Origin of the sequence: [Mannheimia] succiniciproducens MBEL55E (genome assembly GCF_000007745.1) — a bacterium.
In the GTDB taxonomy this organism is placed as follows: Bacteria; Pseudomonadota; Gammaproteobacteria; order Enterobacterales; family Pasteurellaceae; genus Basfia; species Basfia succiniciproducens.
The window spans coordinates 994,816-1,010,970 of record NC_006300.1 but is presented as its reverse complement, the minus strand read 5'-3'; the positions used below and the strand labels follow the sequence as shown (position 1 = coordinate 1,010,970).

Genomic DNA, 16,155 nt, shown 5'->3' with positions numbered 1-16,155 from the left:
CTTACGGACAAAAGTGCGGTAAAAAATCTTAAAATTTTTACCGCACTTTTTATATATTCCGCCTAATTAACTCCGCCACCATATCCCCTTCAAACTGCGTTAAAAACTTCACTTGTACCTTTTCGGCAATTTTCGTGAATAGCTTTTCCGCATGTTTGATTTTCCGCTCTTCACTTTTACGCAAAATATCCGAGCTTTCTACGCCTTTGGCTTCAATCACAAAATTCAGCGTTTCTCCTGTTTTGGTTTTCACAATATAGGCAAAATCAGGCGAATAAGTGCCACCGCCGGCAACAGGGATCTTTATCGAATTTTTCGGAATTTTGGTAAACACCGTTACATTCTCAATCTCATTATCCGCAATGTTCTGATGCTCAATTTCCGAATCAAAGAAAATTTCATCAAATAGATAATTTTCAGACGGTCTTTTCTCCGTATCGCCAAATATGCCCAAATCCGCCCTATTAACCTCTTTGGCACAACCTTTTTCATCGGTAAATTTAGTCGGATGAATGCGGTTATTGACCAACTGATAGCCCAATTCAAATTTACTGAATGAATGATTCAACAAGAATTGATTAAATCCACCACGAATTTGGTTAATCGTCTGTTGATTCATAAACTCGCTGATATTCAGCTCATCCCGCAAAGCATAAAACGCTTGGTGCAATGTATTCATCTGAATTTTGGCACTCACGGCAAGCTCGCTGAGGAATTCACGATAACTCATTGTGTTAAAACGGATAAAATCATCATTTTCAAGATTCTCTTTACGGCGGTTCAGCATAATGCCATTATTGATATACGTTTCATTTATCGCCGTGCGAATCCCAGCCTGTTTGAATTTAGTGAGATTTTCACGCAAATAAGCAGTAAATAATGCTAAAAATTCATTTTCCGAACCAATCTTGTATTGCAGAATCGCTTTATGATGAATCAATTCCCACAAAGCTTTGAGTTCTTCATATTTGCCTACCCGCATTTTGATGGTGTCTTTGCCTTCTCCTGCTTTACCGATTTTGTCTTTTTTCAGCGTTTGCTCAAAGGCTTGCGGATAAGCAACTTTCAAACGGGTATAACCGTTTTCGGTAAAGACCTTTTTGCGGTCAATAATGCCTTTTTCTACCAATTCAAACATCAAATCAAGCGGTTCAATTTCAGGATATTTTTGCAAAATTTTCTGTTCAAGCGCTTCATCAAATTTCTGCGGAATGGTTTCGCTAAATGAATGTTGATTTACCTCACCAATCAGCTCCGCCACAAAATCCTTTTCGCTGCTGTCCACAAAATAATTGAGTTTGTATTGCGGTTCACGCACACGCTCCATTAACTCATTCACAGGCAAGCGTAAACCACGTCCCACTTCTTGCAGCTTAGACGTTTGGCTACCGCTTGAGCGCAATTTGCAAATCTGAAATACATTCGGATTATCCCAGCCTTCTCGCAACGTCCATTTGGAGAAAATAAAACGGCGGGGATTATCCAGCGACAGCAACGCCTGTTTATCGTGCAAAATCTCGTTGATTTCCTGCTCGATTTTGTCATCACTTTCGCTGTTATCTTTAGAAAAATAACCGCCGTGCACCAATGACAAATCCGCCAGTGTTTGTTGCAGATAGGCGCGATAAAATTCGTTTGTTTCGTTTTTCAGACGGCGTTCTGCTTCCGCTTTTACCCAGCTTTCAAATTTTTCTTTCAGACTGCCGCTAATTTCATTGCCACTACGATACCCCTTAATATCATCAATAAAAAACAATGTTAGCGGTTTGATTTTGGTAGTACGTTCTACCAACAATTCACGTTCCAACTTAAAATGCTCTGCAATCGCACGTTGCATCATCGCATCTTGCATGGTTTGAGCGTAAGAATAGGGATTTAATAATGCACCACGTTTCAGCTCCAAGCCATTGCTTAACACCAGCGTGGTTTTATTCAACGCATCAATTTTTAACTCAAAAATTGCCGAATGAATTTGTGCCAAATCATCACCCTTGCTGAGTGCAAATTTTTTGCTTTTGCCATTTTCAGTCAGTTCAAACACCGCTTCTTTGCCGTCTAACGAAAGCAGCTTGATGCTTGCCTCCATTCCGCCCTGCATTTCTTCCTGAAACACACGTACGCCTTTAACCAAACCATCATTAAAGGCATCTACCGCCGTTAAGCGGTAAATCAAGTTGTAATATTGCTCATTAAAGGTCGCACCATAGCGCAAAATATATTGCGGATTTAACTGTTTGATATTCTTCCACGTTTTGGCACTTTCACGAGTCGGGAACTTATGCGGTTCATCAACAATCACAAACGGACGCACCGCCGCAATGGCTTCCACAGGGTTATCAAACAGATCTTTCAATGCGACATCGCCCGCATTGCTCATCGATGGCGAGTTAATCATCCCAGCGTTAATTAGCAAAACGTGAATTTCCTGCCGATTTTCCGCTTTCACAAAAGCATCGATGGCCGTCTGAATATGCGTTTTCTTGCCCTTAGTTGCTTTTTGGCTTTCCACTACATAGGTTTTCAGGCGAACGCCTTGATAATCGCTGCCAAAATCCTGTTCAAAATGTTCCGCCAACGATTGGCTTTGCAAAAACTGTTGCGTACCCGCTTTAATCGAAAGCGTGGGAACCACCACAATAAATTTGAACACGCCCAGCATTCGGTGCAAATCAAACATCGTTTTGGTGTAGGTGTAGGTTTTACCCGTGCCGGTTTCCATCGAAATATCCAGCACATTGATACCATCCGAATTCAAACTCAAAGTGCGGTCAATACCGTTTTCATTTTGTACTTTTTGCAGATTGGCAGTGTATTGATTTTGCCCAAACACAATTTGCGGATTTTCATCGGGCTGATGAAATCGGCGGGAAGCATGGTCAAACACGCCCAAAACCGCTTGAATACCTTGTTCCTGATGAGGTAGATTTTTTTCGTAATTAAAACCAGACATAATTTTCCTGTAGGGTGGGCATTCCTGCCCACCGTTTACAATGGTTATTATTTTTTGGTGGGCAAGAATGCCCACCCTACGCGCGCACAATCAAACTCAAACTGATGTTTTTGCGGTTGCTATAACTTGCCAATGCTTGATTCAACTCTTGCTGCATCGCACTTTCTATATGATTACCGAACACAATTACACGATTCGGATTAAATGCCGTGTCGTTATCCAGCTTTTGAATAAAGGTAAGCAGATGTTGGCTGTTAAAATGTTCATGGAGCAAATACAGGCGTTTGTCGCACAAATATGCAATATATCCGCCCAAATCGACCGCTTGCACAATTTCGGTAAGTTTTGCACCGTCATACACACGCCAAGTGGTGAGCAAGGTTTGGATTTGGCTTTCGGTCAAACTGGTTAAATTTGGCAATTGTGCTTGGTTTGGATTAAATTCATCCTCTGCAACGGCATTGAAATTGTCGGTGGTTTGGTAAATTTTGAAACCGCTGTCTATACTTTTGGCACCGCTTGCATCAGGAAAATCTTCACGGATTTTGACCGCACTTTTTTCAATGCGGGCTTTGGTAATATCAAAAATCGTTTTGTAACCGGCTTTATAGGCTTCGGATTTTGTGTCGGTTTGTTCGGGCAGTTGCACCAAAATAAATTGGCGGTTGCCGCCGTCTTCGGCGTTGAGTTGCATCACGGCGTGAGCGGTTGAACCACTACCAGCAAAAAAATCCAGTATCAAATCATTTTTCCCCATACCAATAGAAATAAAATCTTTCAACAATTCTATTGGTTTAGGGTTATTAAATATTCTCTTACCAAACAAACTTTCCAAAAGAGTAGTCCCATTTCCACTACTATATTGTGGTTTATAAAATAATGATTTAGGTTTTTTTCCTTTTTCAAGGTCTTCCTCTAACCGTTGTTTTTTATAAAATGAAATACCTGAACTAGTCTTTTTAATAATAAATTCTGAAAATGTTTTTGATAATGTTTCGGGAGATCTTCGCCATGACATATCTTTCCCTTTTGTTGTTTTGGGATAAACTTCAAAATCATCTTCTTTTTGTCGTTCTAATGACATTCTTGTTAATTCAGTATTTACATAAATAGGATAGTAACCTTTTGGTCTAGCATTCCTTGAGCCAGCTTCACCAGTTCTCATCAACGTTGCACCTTGTTTGTATTTACCTATTTCATCTTCTTTTGAATACTCTGCCAGATCTTCATTTTCTAGTGGAATTCCATTCAAATCTTCAACTGAATTTTTATTTTTTATATAAACTAATGTGAATTCATGTGTTCCTGCAAAACCAAACTCATCATTATTTCCCTTTAAATTCATAATAGTCGGTAATTTAGCAACAAAATTCCCCTCCCCAAACACTTCATCACACAACAACTTCAACTGTGCCACTTCATTATCATCAATGCTGATAAAAATCACGCCGTCTTCTTTTAACAGCTCTCGCGCCACATACAAACGCGGATACATAAAAGTCAGCCACGCGCTGTGGGAATTACTGCCTTTATCGGTGAAATTCAAAATGCGTTCGGCTTCGTCTGGCGTGATATTGGCGAGCGTTGCCAGTTGTTCGGGGGTAAATTTGCGGTCGTCTTGATACACAAAACCGTCCGAACCGGTGTTATACGGTGGATCGATATAGATCATTTTAACGCTATTGCGATAAGCATTTTTCAAATGCTTCAAGACTTCCAAATTATCGCCTTGGATTAACACGTTTTGGCTATGGGCATTTTCTTCTTTTGAATTGTGTTCTACATCTTCGGCAAGCAGGGTTTCGGGCGGAAGATTGCGCAGTAATTTCGCATAAGATTTGCCCAGCCAGTTCATTGAGTAAAACTCGTGGCTGATGTCGGTATGCTGTGCAATTTCCGCTTGGAATTTTTCCAGCAAAAAATGACCGCTTGTGTCAAAGCAGTTGGGGAAAAGTTGTTTTAACTGTTCAAGCTGGGGAGAATTAGCGGTGATATTTTCCGCATTGAATAGGGTTTCGGTGATCATAAAATCACCATTTGTGAAAATTTAATTACATTTTGCTTGCAATTATCGCCTAGACTAGGCATGGCATGGCATGGCATGGCATGGCATGGCTATTCTTTTATCCTTAATTTAAGTTGTCAATAGTTTTTTATTTTAAAACAAATTTTATTCATTTCAATATGTTAGTAGCTAAAAGTGCGGTAAAAAATCTTAAAATTTTGACCGCACTTTTTTGTTACCATTTTTCCGCAGCCTGTTGATCGCTGTCCCGGCTTTCTATCCAGCGTTCGCCTTTATCCGTTTTTTCTTTTTTCCAAAACGGCGCTTTGGTTTTCAGGTAATCCATAATAAATTCATTGGCATGATAGGCATCGCCGCGATGAGCCGAACTTACGCCGACCAGTACTATTTCATCACCTGTATGCAATAAGCCGACTCTGTGGATAACGACAACCCGCTGAATATCCCAGCGGGATTTTGCTTCATCCACAATTTCATTCAGTGCTTTTTCCGTCATTGCCGGGTAATGTTCTAAATAAAGGCTTGATACTTCATCGCCCAAATTGAGATCACGCACTTTCCCTACAAAAATGACACTTGCCCCCACTGAATCGGATTGTGACAACCAGCGATATTCGCTGTTTTGATCGAATTCCGCTTCCTGCACTGCAATTTTAATATCCGACATTTTATCCCCCGGTAACAGGCGGAAAAAAGGCAATTTCATCGCCGTCCCGAATCGAGCTGTCCAGCGATGATAAAGTTTGATTAATAGCAACCAATAATTTGCCCGCTTCTAGAGCCAATGCCCATTTTCCGCCTTTTTCCGCTAAATGCGCACGTAATGCTTCAGCCGTTGAAAATGCCGCTTCGACATCAATTTGATCGACACCCACCAACTCTCTCGTTTGTGCGAAAAATAATACTTTCAGCATTTATTCCACCTTAAAATGACCGGATTTACCACCGGTTTTTTCGAGCAAGCGAACATTAGAAATAACCATATCTTTTTGTACCGCTTTGCACATATCGTAAATAGTTAAGGCGGCAACACTTGCCGCTGTCAGCGCTTCCATTTCAACACCCGTTTTGCCCGTTAATTTACATAAACTTTCAATGCGAACCTGATTGGTATCTAAAAGTGCGGTCAGTTTTACCTCAACTTTTGAAAGCAATAAAGGATGGCAAAGCGGAATTAATTCCCAAGTGCGTTTTGCCGCCTGAATGCCGGCAATACGGGCCGTGGCAAAGACGTCGCCCTTATGATGTTCGCCAGATACAATCATCGCCAAAGTTTCGGCGGACATGCTCACAAAGGCTTCCGCACGCGCCTCACGGACGGTTTCCCGTTTATTGGAAACATCCACCATATTGGCTTCACCATTACTATTAATATGGGTAAATTCTGTCATTGTTAATAAAATTCCGGATGGATGAGCTTCCAGCTCAAGTTGATTAATGTGTTTTTTATAAAAAAACAGACGAAATCAGCCGCCGATACTGGCTAAATTTGTGCGAATTCCGCTGTTTCCCTGTGCCAATAAATGATGTTCGCGTTTACCCTGCAAGGCGGCGTATAAGCGGGATTGCAAAATTACCTGTTGCTCGTCTGACACTAACAGATCCCGTAAATCCACGCCTTCTTCACCGAATAAGCAAAGATGTAATTTTCCTTTTGCAGAAACCCGCAGGCGATTACAGCTTGCGCAGAAATTCTTTTCATAAGGCATAATTAAACCGATTTCACCTAGGTAGTCAGGATGTGAGAAGACTTTTGCCGGCCCGTCGGTACGATCTTTTTGCCGTAAAATCCAACCTTCCTTCAGCAGTTTTTCCGCGAGAATTTGCCCGGATAAATGATACCGATTAAAAAACTGATCCATTTCGCCGGTTTGCATTAACTCAATAAAGCGCATTTGGATCGGTTTGTCTTTAACCCAGTTTTTGAAACGGTCGAATTCTTGATCATTCAGGTTTTTCATTAATACGGAATTGACCTTAATTTTTTCATAACCGATTTCAAATGCCCGCTCAATGCCTTTCATTACTTGATGAAATTTATTTTCGCCGGTGATACTGTAAAACTGACGGGGATCCAAACTGTCCACGCTCACATTAATGGAGCTGACACCGGCTTTTTTCCATCGCTCGACATCCTTTTCCATGCGATAGCCGTTTGTAGTTAATGCGACTTTTTTAATGCCTTCTAGGGCGCTGATGGTTTCAACAATAGCTAAAAAATCTTTGCGTAACGTCGGTTCGCCGCCGGTTAAACGCACTTTTTCCGTTCCCATTGCCGCAAAAGCACCGACAATACGGCGTATTTCATCCAAGCTCAAAAAACTTTCTTTTTGCACAGGAGGCTGATACCCACTAGGTAAACAATAGGTACACTTGAAATTGCACACATCCGTTACGGACAGGCGCAAATAATAGTATTCGCGTTGGAACGTATCGACTAATCGATTGGTTCCTACGTTTTTGATAGGAATAGATTGCATTTGATACCTTTCTGAAGATGAGAGGATAAGTCGTTTCCCACATTATCCCTGAGCAATAAAATTCATTGCTGGCATTGCCGCCTTATTTTCAAATAAATTTAAAAACTTAGGCGTACAAGCTCGGTATATAAAATTTCTAACTATTTTAAAAGAGTCAATCTGCGCATACAAGTCTAAAACGCGAATATACTTGTATTTAGTTATAAAAAATAAAATTTCTTTTAAATCAGTTATATATAAATGTATATAACAGAACATCGGTTTTGCTTTCAAATTTTTTACTTAATTAATCATAAAACTCCATGTAGAATAGTTTTAGTGCATATTTATCCCATTCGAAGGAATTATTATGGCAGTTACCCCGATGTTTAATCATCAGTATTTAACGGAATCCAATCATATTGTTGCCATTGGTGGCGGACATGGTCTGGGACGTGTAATGTCGGCGCTTAATTTTCTGAAAGAAAATTTGTCCGGTATTGTCACTACTACCGACAACGGCGGCTCTACCGGCCGCATCCGTCTTCATCAAGGCGGGATTGCCTGGGGAGACTTGCGTAATTGTCTGAATCAGATTATTGATGTGCCGACAACGGCATCTGCGGTTTTTGAGTATCGCTTTGCAGGTACAGGTGATCTTGCAGGACATAATTTAGGCAATCTGATTCTCACGGCTCTGGCGAATATGCAAATTCGTCCCACCGAGGCGATCGACTTAATCCGCAATTTTCTGCGCGTGCGTTCCGCCATTATTCCAATGTCTGATATTCCGGTGGATTTAGCCGCCACACTTAAAAACGGCGAGCAGGTTATCGGCGAAGTTGAAATCGACAAATTACCGGAACCGCCGGCATCGCTTTATCTTCATCCTCAGGTTGAGGCGACGCCGGAAGCCATTGCCGCTTTGCGACAAGCCGATATTATTTTATTGGGTCCGGGCAGTTTTCTCACCAGCATTATGCCGGTACTTTTAATGGATGAAGTAAAAGCCGAATTGCGTCAAAGCCAGGCGAAAAAGATCTATATTGATAATCTGGGATTAGAACTAAGCCCGGCGGCAAATCTGAGTCTGGCGGAACGTATCCGCTGGATTAACCAAGCCGTTGGTAAAGATATTATCGACGGCATAATTACCAAACCGGAATTTGCACAAAACTGCGGTCAAATTCGGGCGAAAATTATGGCGCGCCGCCTTAATGCCGGTGATGTGTCTTATCGTCATGATCGCGCTCTGCTCTGCCAGGCGATTGATGACTTAGTGGCGGAATTAAATAAATAGTATTTATTGTAAAATTTTATTAAAACTCAAAAAAAAAAAAACTATTTTTTGACCGCACTTTTAGAATTTTTCATATAAAAAAGACATATATCGCAAAATATATGTCCTTTTATTTTAATGGGTTAGGTTCTGTTTATAAAAGATAAACAAACCTTAAATAAACGTTAGAAATTGATAACTTTATCCGCCCATAAGGTCCAGTCCGACACATCATCCAACGTGCCTAAGCTAACGCCTTTAACTAACGGTAATTGCGTAATGCCGCGCGCTTTCGTACAACTTGTACAAAGTTTCACCTCCGCACCTAAGCCCGCCAGCACTTCTAAGGTTTGCTGAACATTCGGACCGTCATTCGGATTTTGACCGCTCAACCCGGCAAGTACGGCATCTGAAAAACAGAATACTTTCACTTCGACTTCTTTGCCGTGTTCCTCTAATAAGTTCACCGCATGACGCAGCCCGTTAAAGGTTTTTTCCGTTCCATAAGGCGATTCGTTTAAAATAAAAAGTAATTTTTGCATGCTATTACCTCAAGACTAGCCGATCCAAATAAATTTGATTAAGAATAAAACAGAGACCACCCAAACCGGCGCATTAACTTCTTTCCAACGGCCTGTTCCCACTTTCATTACGCAATAACTGATAAAACCAAAGGCAATACCTTCCGTAATTGAATAAGTAAACGGCATCATTGCTGCGGTAATAAATGCCGGAGCGGCTTCCGTTAAATCTTCCCATTGCACTTTAATTAAGCTTGAAGCCATTAAAATACCCACATAAACCAATGCGCCTGCGGTCGCATAAGCCGGCACAAGCCCCGCCAGCGGCGAGAAGAAAATGGTTAATAAAAATAATACGCCAACAACTACCGCAGTCAAACCTGTGCGCCCGCCGACAGACACGCCGGCACCGCTTTCCACATAGGTACTAATGGCGGAAGTACCGATTGAAGAACCTACCACCGCACTCACACTGTCCACATATAATGCCTGACGCATTTTCGGGAAACGGCCTCTTTCATCACAAATTCCCGCTTTATCGGTAACACCCAATAAAGTACCTGAAGAGTCAAACAGGTTGACTAATAAGAAAGAGAAAATAATTCCGAGCAGAGCGATATCCAGTGCGCCGGCAATATCCACTTTCCCCACAACCGCATCCAAACTCGGCGGCATAGAAACTAAACCGCGATAAATCACATTTTCATCAAATTGCAATGCTAAAGCGGTAACCACAACGATTGATACTAACACGCCGGAGAAAATATTACGCGCCGCCAATACGACAATAATGAAAAAACCTAGGATCCCCATTAATACTTTAGGATCGTGAAGTTCCCCCAACGCCACTAAGGTTGCCGGATTCGCCACCACTAATCCCATATTTTTAAAACCGATTAAGGCGATAAAAAAGCCGATACCGGCACCGATACCCACACGCAAAGCCAGAGGAATGGATGCCATTAACCAATAGCGAACCTGTAATAAGGTTAATATTAAAAGCCCTACGGATCCCCAGAAAATCGCCCCCATGCCGACCTCCCAGGAATAACCCAATTTGCCTACAACCACATAAGCAAAGAATGCATTCAAGCCCATAGCGGGTGCAAGCGCAATAGGCAAATTACTGAATAACCCCATAGCCATAGTACCAAAACCGGCAATCAAACAGGTAGTCACAAATACCACTTGCTTATCCATGCCCGCATCCCCCAACACGGAAGGATTTACAAACACAATATAAACCATGGTAAAAAAGGTGGTGATACCCGCAATGATTTCTGTTTTTGTACTGGTTTTATGTTGATTTAATTTAAAGAAATTTTGAAGAAAAGATTGATTTTCCATTATTTTTTCCAAAAAGATTGAAAATTGAGACTAATGAAAAACAAGAACGGTTAGATTGGTGTTTTTCTGTGGGATTCTATCAAAAATTCTTATAACCTGCGACGAGTTTTTCTAAAAATTTAAAGTATGAGCTATTAATTTGATTATTTATTAAGCTTGCACGATTTTACTAAAATTATATTTAAAAAAGTTCATATTTTTTTGAATAAAATAGATATAAAACAATAAATTTGTTATTTTTTCGTTTTATCAAAAATATCATTTGATCTTTACAAAACTTTTGTTTATACCTACCCCATTACAGGTAGAAATACCTCAAAAATTTTTATTTTCGGAGGACTTATATGACAGAAGAATATTTAATGATGCGTAATAACATCAATATGCTGGGGCGCTTTTTGGGCGAAACTATTCAGGAGGCGCAAGGTGACGATATTCTCGAACTGATTGAAAATATCCGCGTACTGTCCCGCAATTCCCGTAGCGGCGATGACAAAGCCCGGGCGGCATTATTAGACACCCTTTCCACTATTTCGGCGGATAATATTATTCCGGTTGCCCGCGCTTTCAGCCAGTTTCTGAACCTGACAAATGTGGCGGAACAATATCAAACCATGTCTCGCTCCCATGAAGATAAGGTTTCTGCGGAACGTTCCACTGCTGCGCTGTTCGCCCGCCTGAAAGAACAACATGTTTCTCAGGAAGAAATCATTAAAACCGTACAGAAACTGTTGATTGAAATCGTCCTTACCGCTCACCCGACGGAAGTTACCCGCCGTTCATTAATGCACAAACAGGTTGAAATCAACAAATGTCTGGCTCAGCTGGATCATACGGATTTAACCGCCGAAGAACAAAAAAATATTGAGTATAAATTACTTCGTCTTATCGCCGAAGCCTGGCATACCAATGAAATCCGTACCAATCGGCCGACACCTCTGGAAGAAGCCAAATGGGGTTTTGCCGTTATCGAAAACAGTTTATGGGAAGGTTTGCCCGCCTTTATCCGCAAACTTAACGATGCCGCCGTCGAACATTTAAATTATGCTTTGCCGGTAGACCTCACACCGGTACGCTTCTCTTCCTGGATGGGCGGTGACCGTGACGGCAACCCCTTCGTTACCGCAAAAATTACCCGGGAAGCGCTGCAACTTGCGCGCTGGAAAGCGGCGGATTTATTTTTAACCGATATTCAGGAACTCTGCGACGAGTTGTCAATGACACAATGCACTGCGGAATTCCGAGAAAAATACGGTGATCATTTAGAACCCTATCGTGTAGTTGTGAAGGATTTACGCAGCAAATTAAAAAATACGCTGGATTATTACAACGATATACTTGCGGGTCGCATTCCGCCGTTTAAACAAGATGAAATCATCAGTGAAGACCAACAACTCTGGCAACCGCTTTATGACTGTTATCAATCCCTAACCGCCTGCGGTATGCGTATTATTGCCAATGGATTATTGCTGGATACCTTACGCCGCGTTCGTTGTTTCGGCGTCACATTACTGCGTTTAGATATCCGTCAGGAAAGCACCCGCCATAGCGACGCCATCGGCGAAATTACCCGCTACATCGGTTTAGGCGATTACAGCCAATGGACAGAAGATGACAAACAAGCCTTCCTGATCCGGGAATTAAGTTCCCGTCGTCCGCTAATTCCCCATAACTGGACGCCTTCGGAACACACTCGGGAAATTTTAGACACCTGTAAAGTCATTGCAAAACAGCCGGAAGGCGTTATTTCCTGCTATATCATTTCCATGGCGCGCACCGCTTCCGATGTTTTGGCGGTGCATTTATTATTGAAAGAAGCGGGCATTTCATACCATCTGCCGGTAGTTCCTCTATTTGAAACATTGGACGACCTGGACGCTTCTAAAGAAGTGATGACGCAACTGTTTAACGTAGGCTGGTATCGCGGCGTAATCAAAAACCGCCAAATGATCATGATCGGCTATTCCGATAGCGCCAAAGATGCGGGCATGATGGCGGCCTCATGGGCGCAATACCGGGCGCAGGACGCTTTAGTCAAACTTTGCGAACAAACCGGCATCGAACTTACCCTCTTCCACGGCCGCGGCGGCACCGTAGGACGTGGCGGTGCACCGGCTCACGCCGCATTATTATCCCAACCGCCACGTTCTCTGAAAAACGGCTTACGGGTAACCGAACAAGGGGAAATGATCCGCTTCAAACTGGGATTACCGGCTATCGCCGCAGAAAGTCTGGATCTCTACGCCAGCGCCATTCTTGAGGCCAACCTCCTGCCGCCGCCGGAACCGAAAGCCAGCTGGTGCCGGGTAATGGACGAACTTGCCGTCGCTTCTTGCGAAATCTATCGCAATGTGGTGCGCGGCGATAAAGATTTTGTGCCTTACTTCCGCAGCGCCACACCGGAACAGGAACTGGCAAAACTGCCTTTAGGTTCCCGACCGGCAAAACGCAATCCGAACGGCGGCGTTGAAAGCCTGCGTGCCATTCCCTGGATCTTCGCCTGGATGCAAAACCGCCTGATGCTGCCCGCCTGGCTCGGTGCCGGCGCCTCAATCCGTCAGGCGATGGAAAGCGGCAAAGCGGCGGTGATTGAAGAAATGTGCAACCATTGGCCGTTTTTCAATACCCGAATCGGCATGCTTGAAATGGTATTCAGTAAAACCGATAGCTGGCTGTCCGAATATTACGACCAGCGTTTAGTGAAAAAAGAGCTTTGGTATTTAGGCGAATCGCTGCGCAAACAGTTAAGCGAAGATATCGCTACCGTGTTACGGCTTTCCGGCAAAGGCGATCAATTAATGTCGGATTTGCCTTGGGTGGCGGAATCTATTGCACTGCGTAACGTTTACACCGACCCGTTAAACTTATTGCAAGTGGAATTATTGCGTCGTTTGCGAGCGGATCCCGAACATCCGAATCCGGATATCGAGCAAGCGCTGATGATCACCATTACCGGTATCGCCGCGGGTATGCGTAATACGGGTTAGCCAATATTTATTAATAGGATCTATCCTTTATAAACAGCCCTAGTCTTCATCGCAAAAGTGCGGTCTATTTTTTGTAAGTTTTAAAACTCGGCGAAAATTGACCGCACTTTTTATTTACCCCGATTTAAGCTATGATGTGGCGTAAATTTCTTAATCGGAACAAAACATGACAGTACAAATTAACAAATTAGATCCTGATGCGGCGATTGATATCGCCTATGATATTTTCCTCGAAATGGCACCGGAGAATTTAGATCCGGCGGACATTATGCTATTTAATCTGCAATTTGAAGAACGCGGCGCGGTCGAATTTGTGGAAACAGCCGATAATTGGGATGAAGAAATCGGCGTATTAATTGATCCTGACGAATATGCCGAAGTATGGGTTGGCTTAGTTAATGAAAATGATGAAATGGACGATATTTTTGCTAAATTTTTAATTTCTCACCGTGAAGACGACAGAGAATTCCATGTGGTCTGGAAAGAATAAATAAACAAGCTAAAAAAACGAAAAAATTGACCGCACTTTGTGTTGTTTTCATCTGATAATTATGAAAAAGATTGATGTTTATCATGAAAATTTCCCACTAGAAAATTCTATCCGATTGGATAGAATTTTCTTTATTTTAGCGAAGGAATCCGCCATGAAACTCAATCTTATCACCTCTGCCCTTTTGTTTAGCACGATTCACTCGTCTTTTGCAGTCGAACCGATAAAAACCGAGCTTACACCGATCGAAGTCTATTCGGCTTATGCTATCCCCGTCAATCAGGACCAAACCGCTTCATCGCTGACCGTTTTAACCGAAAAAGATTTTGCCGGGCGCAATGCCGCTTATGTCAGTGATGTGTTGAAAACCGTGCCCGGTGTCGCATTTGGTATCAATGGCGGTCGCGGTGCGACAACCAGTTTATTCTTACGGGGAGCGGATTCAAATCACACCACGGTAATCATTGACGGCGTACGAATGAACCCGATTAACGGTAACGGTTTTGACTTTGGCGGATTGGCTTTAAGTAATATTGAGCGTATTGAAGTATTACGCGGCGAACAGTCGGCTTTGTGGGGAAGTAATGCTATGGGGGGCGTGATTTATATCACCACCAAGAGCGGTTTATATAAAGAAAAACCGTTCAATGTAGATTTTGATCTAGGTACCGGTTCACGGAATACCAGAGACGCATCGGCGACTATCTCCGGTTATAACAAAGGGTTTTATTATGCCCTTCATGGAGACAGTCATAGAACCAAAGGCATTTCCGCACTCAGCTCAAACCGTTTTAACTACACCGCACTTGACGGCACAAAGGTAACAACCGGTGGCGCAGGTGAACAAGATGGATTTCATCGCGATAATGCATCTATCCGTTTAGGTTATGACGATGCGAATAAAGGCTTAGAATTATTAGCTCAGCATTCGTCACAATCCGCTCATTACGATAACAGCCTTGCGGAAGAACGGCTGTTTAATGATTATATGCGTACACGTGAAACCCTATTCAAATTAGCCGGATATTGGGGATCGGAACACGAATTATTCAAACACAGCTTATCGGCAAGTCATTTGAAAACGGACAACGATACATTCAGCCTTTGGGCAAGCGCTTATGATGCAAAACGTTTAAACACTAATTATCAGTTAGATATTAATTTTGACCGTGACGGTGCAACCACGCAGTCATTCAGTATATTGGGCGAATACCAAAAATCGAAATATGATTCAACTTCTTATACGGATGAAAAAGCCCTGAACGAAAAAAGTATTGCCGCCGAATATCGCTTATTTCATGAAAACGGTCATAGTCTTTCGTTAAGTGGCCGCTACACCGACAACTCGAAATATGATGATACGTTTACCGGCAGAATTGCCGGCGCTTATCGTTTATCGCCGAACCTTAAAACCCATGCAAGTTTTGCTTCCGCCGTTCAAAACCCGACCTTTATTGAATATTTCGGTTATTACGGTTCTTATGCGGCCAATGAAGGGCTTAAAGCCGAAAGAAGCCGCGGCGGGGATATAGGACTGTTAATTGAAAGTACGGATAAGCATCATAGTCTGGATATTACTTATTTTGCTCGCAATGTGGATAATTTTATCAGTAGCGAATTAGTCGATCCCGTTTATTATATATACCGTTCAATCAACCTTGAGGGTACAACAAAAATTCGCGGCGTAGAAATTGCTTATAACGGCCAATTGACCGATAATTTAACCGCTTATGCCAATTACACCTTCACCAGAAGCAAAGACAGTCAAGGCGATTCATTAGTGCGTCGTCCTAAGCATCAGGCCAATGCGGGCTTAAACTATCAAATTACCGAAAAATTTGGTTCTAACGTCAATATTGCTTATGTAGGCAAGCGAATTGATAACTACTATGAAGAGACTTATCCTTATGCCGTGCATGCGGTAAACATGCCCTCTTACACCTTGCTGAATTTAGGGGTTAATTATCAACTTACGTCAAATATCAATATATATGCGAATCTCAATAACCTGTTTGATAAAAAATATGAAAATATTCTTGGTTACGGACAGGACGGGCGTAATGTTTATGTGGGCTTGAAAGGTTCATTCTGATTGC

General features: G+C 42.3%; 12 protein-coding genes and 1 riboswitch. Of the genes, 4 read left to right on the top strand and 8 right to left on the bottom strand.

The genetic code is table 11. The features are described from left to right. Positions 1-49: 49 nt before the first annotated feature. From MS_RS04745 to moaA, 6 genes are all read right to left on the bottom strand, one after another. Positions 50-2,950, bottom strand: a complete 2,901-nt coding sequence (locus MS_RS04745) for a type III restriction-modification system endonuclease (protein WP_041639703.1) — start codon at positions 2,948-2,950, stop codon at positions 50-52. A 76-nt stretch (positions 2,951-3,026) separates the two neighbouring features. After that, positions 3,027-4,976, bottom strand: coding sequence for a site-specific DNA-methyltransferase (locus MS_RS04740; protein ID WP_011200203.1), 1,950 nt, complete (start codon positions 4,974-4,976; stop codon positions 3,027-3,029). Between the two features lie 214 nt (positions 4,977-5,190). Next, entirely contained in the window at positions 5,191-5,643 is a 453-nt protein-coding gene (gene moaE, locus MS_RS04735; RefSeq protein ID WP_041639702.1) for a molybdopterin synthase catalytic subunit MoaE, read from the bottom strand. A gap of 1 nt (position 5,644) precedes the next feature. Continuing rightward, on the bottom strand, positions 5,645-5,890 hold the full coding sequence (gene moaD, locus MS_RS04730) for a molybdopterin synthase sulfur carrier subunit (RefSeq protein WP_011200200.1): 246 nt from the start codon (positions 5,888-5,890) through the stop codon (positions 5,645-5,647). Continuing rightward, entirely contained in the window at positions 5,891-6,367 is a 477-nt protein-coding gene (gene moaC, locus MS_RS04725; RefSeq protein ID WP_011200199.1) for a cyclic pyranopterin monophosphate synthase MoaC, read from the bottom strand. A 75-nt stretch (positions 6,368-6,442) separates the two neighbouring features. Next, positions 6,443-7,456: a GTP 3',8-cyclase MoaA gene (gene moaA, locus MS_RS04720; protein WP_011200198.1), complete on the bottom strand. Its 1,014-nt coding sequence runs from the start codon at positions 7,454-7,456 to the stop codon at positions 6,443-6,445. After that, positions 7,445-7,594, bottom strand: a riboswitch (molybdenum cofactor riboswitch). (Overlaps the previous gene by 12 nt.) A 211-nt stretch (positions 7,595-7,805) precedes the next feature. Here moaA and yvcK point away from each other — a divergent pair. Then, complete coding sequence (gene yvcK, locus MS_RS04710) at positions 7,806-8,735, top strand: gluconeogenesis factor YvcK family protein (protein ID WP_011200197.1); 930 nt, start codon at positions 7,806-7,808, stop codon at positions 8,733-8,735. A 164-nt stretch (positions 8,736-8,899) separates the two neighbouring features. Here the strand turns inward: yvcK and MS_RS04705 are convergent, their stop codons facing one another. Together MS_RS04705 and MS_RS04700 are read right to left on the bottom strand one after the other, a co-directional pair. Further along, positions 8,900-9,256, bottom strand: a complete 357-nt coding sequence (locus MS_RS04705; protein WP_011200196.1) for a DsrE/DsrF/TusD sulfur relay family protein — start codon at positions 9,254-9,256, stop codon at positions 8,900-8,902. A 15-nt stretch (positions 9,257-9,271) separates the two neighbouring features. Then, the gene (locus tag MS_RS04700; RefSeq protein WP_041639699.1) at positions 9,272-10,582 is read right to left on the bottom strand and encodes an NCS2 family permease; all 1,311 of its coding nucleotides are present in this window, start codon (positions 10,580-10,582) and stop codon (positions 9,272-9,274) included. 344 nt (positions 10,583-10,926) lie between these two features. Here MS_RS04700 and ppc point away from each other — a divergent pair, with 344 nt between their 5' ends. The 3 genes from ppc to MS_RS04685 all read left to right on the top strand — a co-directional run bounded on the left by ppc (position 10,927) and on the right by MS_RS04685 (position 16,151). Beyond that, entirely contained in the window at positions 10,927-13,569 is a 2,643-nt protein-coding gene (ppc, locus tag MS_RS04695) for a phosphoenolpyruvate carboxylase (RefSeq protein ID WP_011200194.1), read from the top strand. A gap of 166 nt (positions 13,570-13,735) precedes the next feature. Next, the gene (locus MS_RS04690; RefSeq protein WP_011200193.1) at positions 13,736-14,059 is read left to right on the top strand and encodes an HI1450 family dsDNA-mimic protein; all 324 of its coding nucleotides are present in this window, start codon (positions 13,736-13,738) and stop codon (positions 14,057-14,059) included. 154 nt (positions 14,060-14,213) lie between these two features. Further along, on the top strand, positions 14,214-16,151 hold the full coding sequence (locus MS_RS04685) for a TonB-dependent receptor plug domain-containing protein (protein WP_041639697.1): 1,938 nt from the start codon (positions 14,214-14,216) through the stop codon (positions 16,149-16,151). The last annotated feature ends 4 nt before the right edge of the window (positions 16,152-16,155 follow it).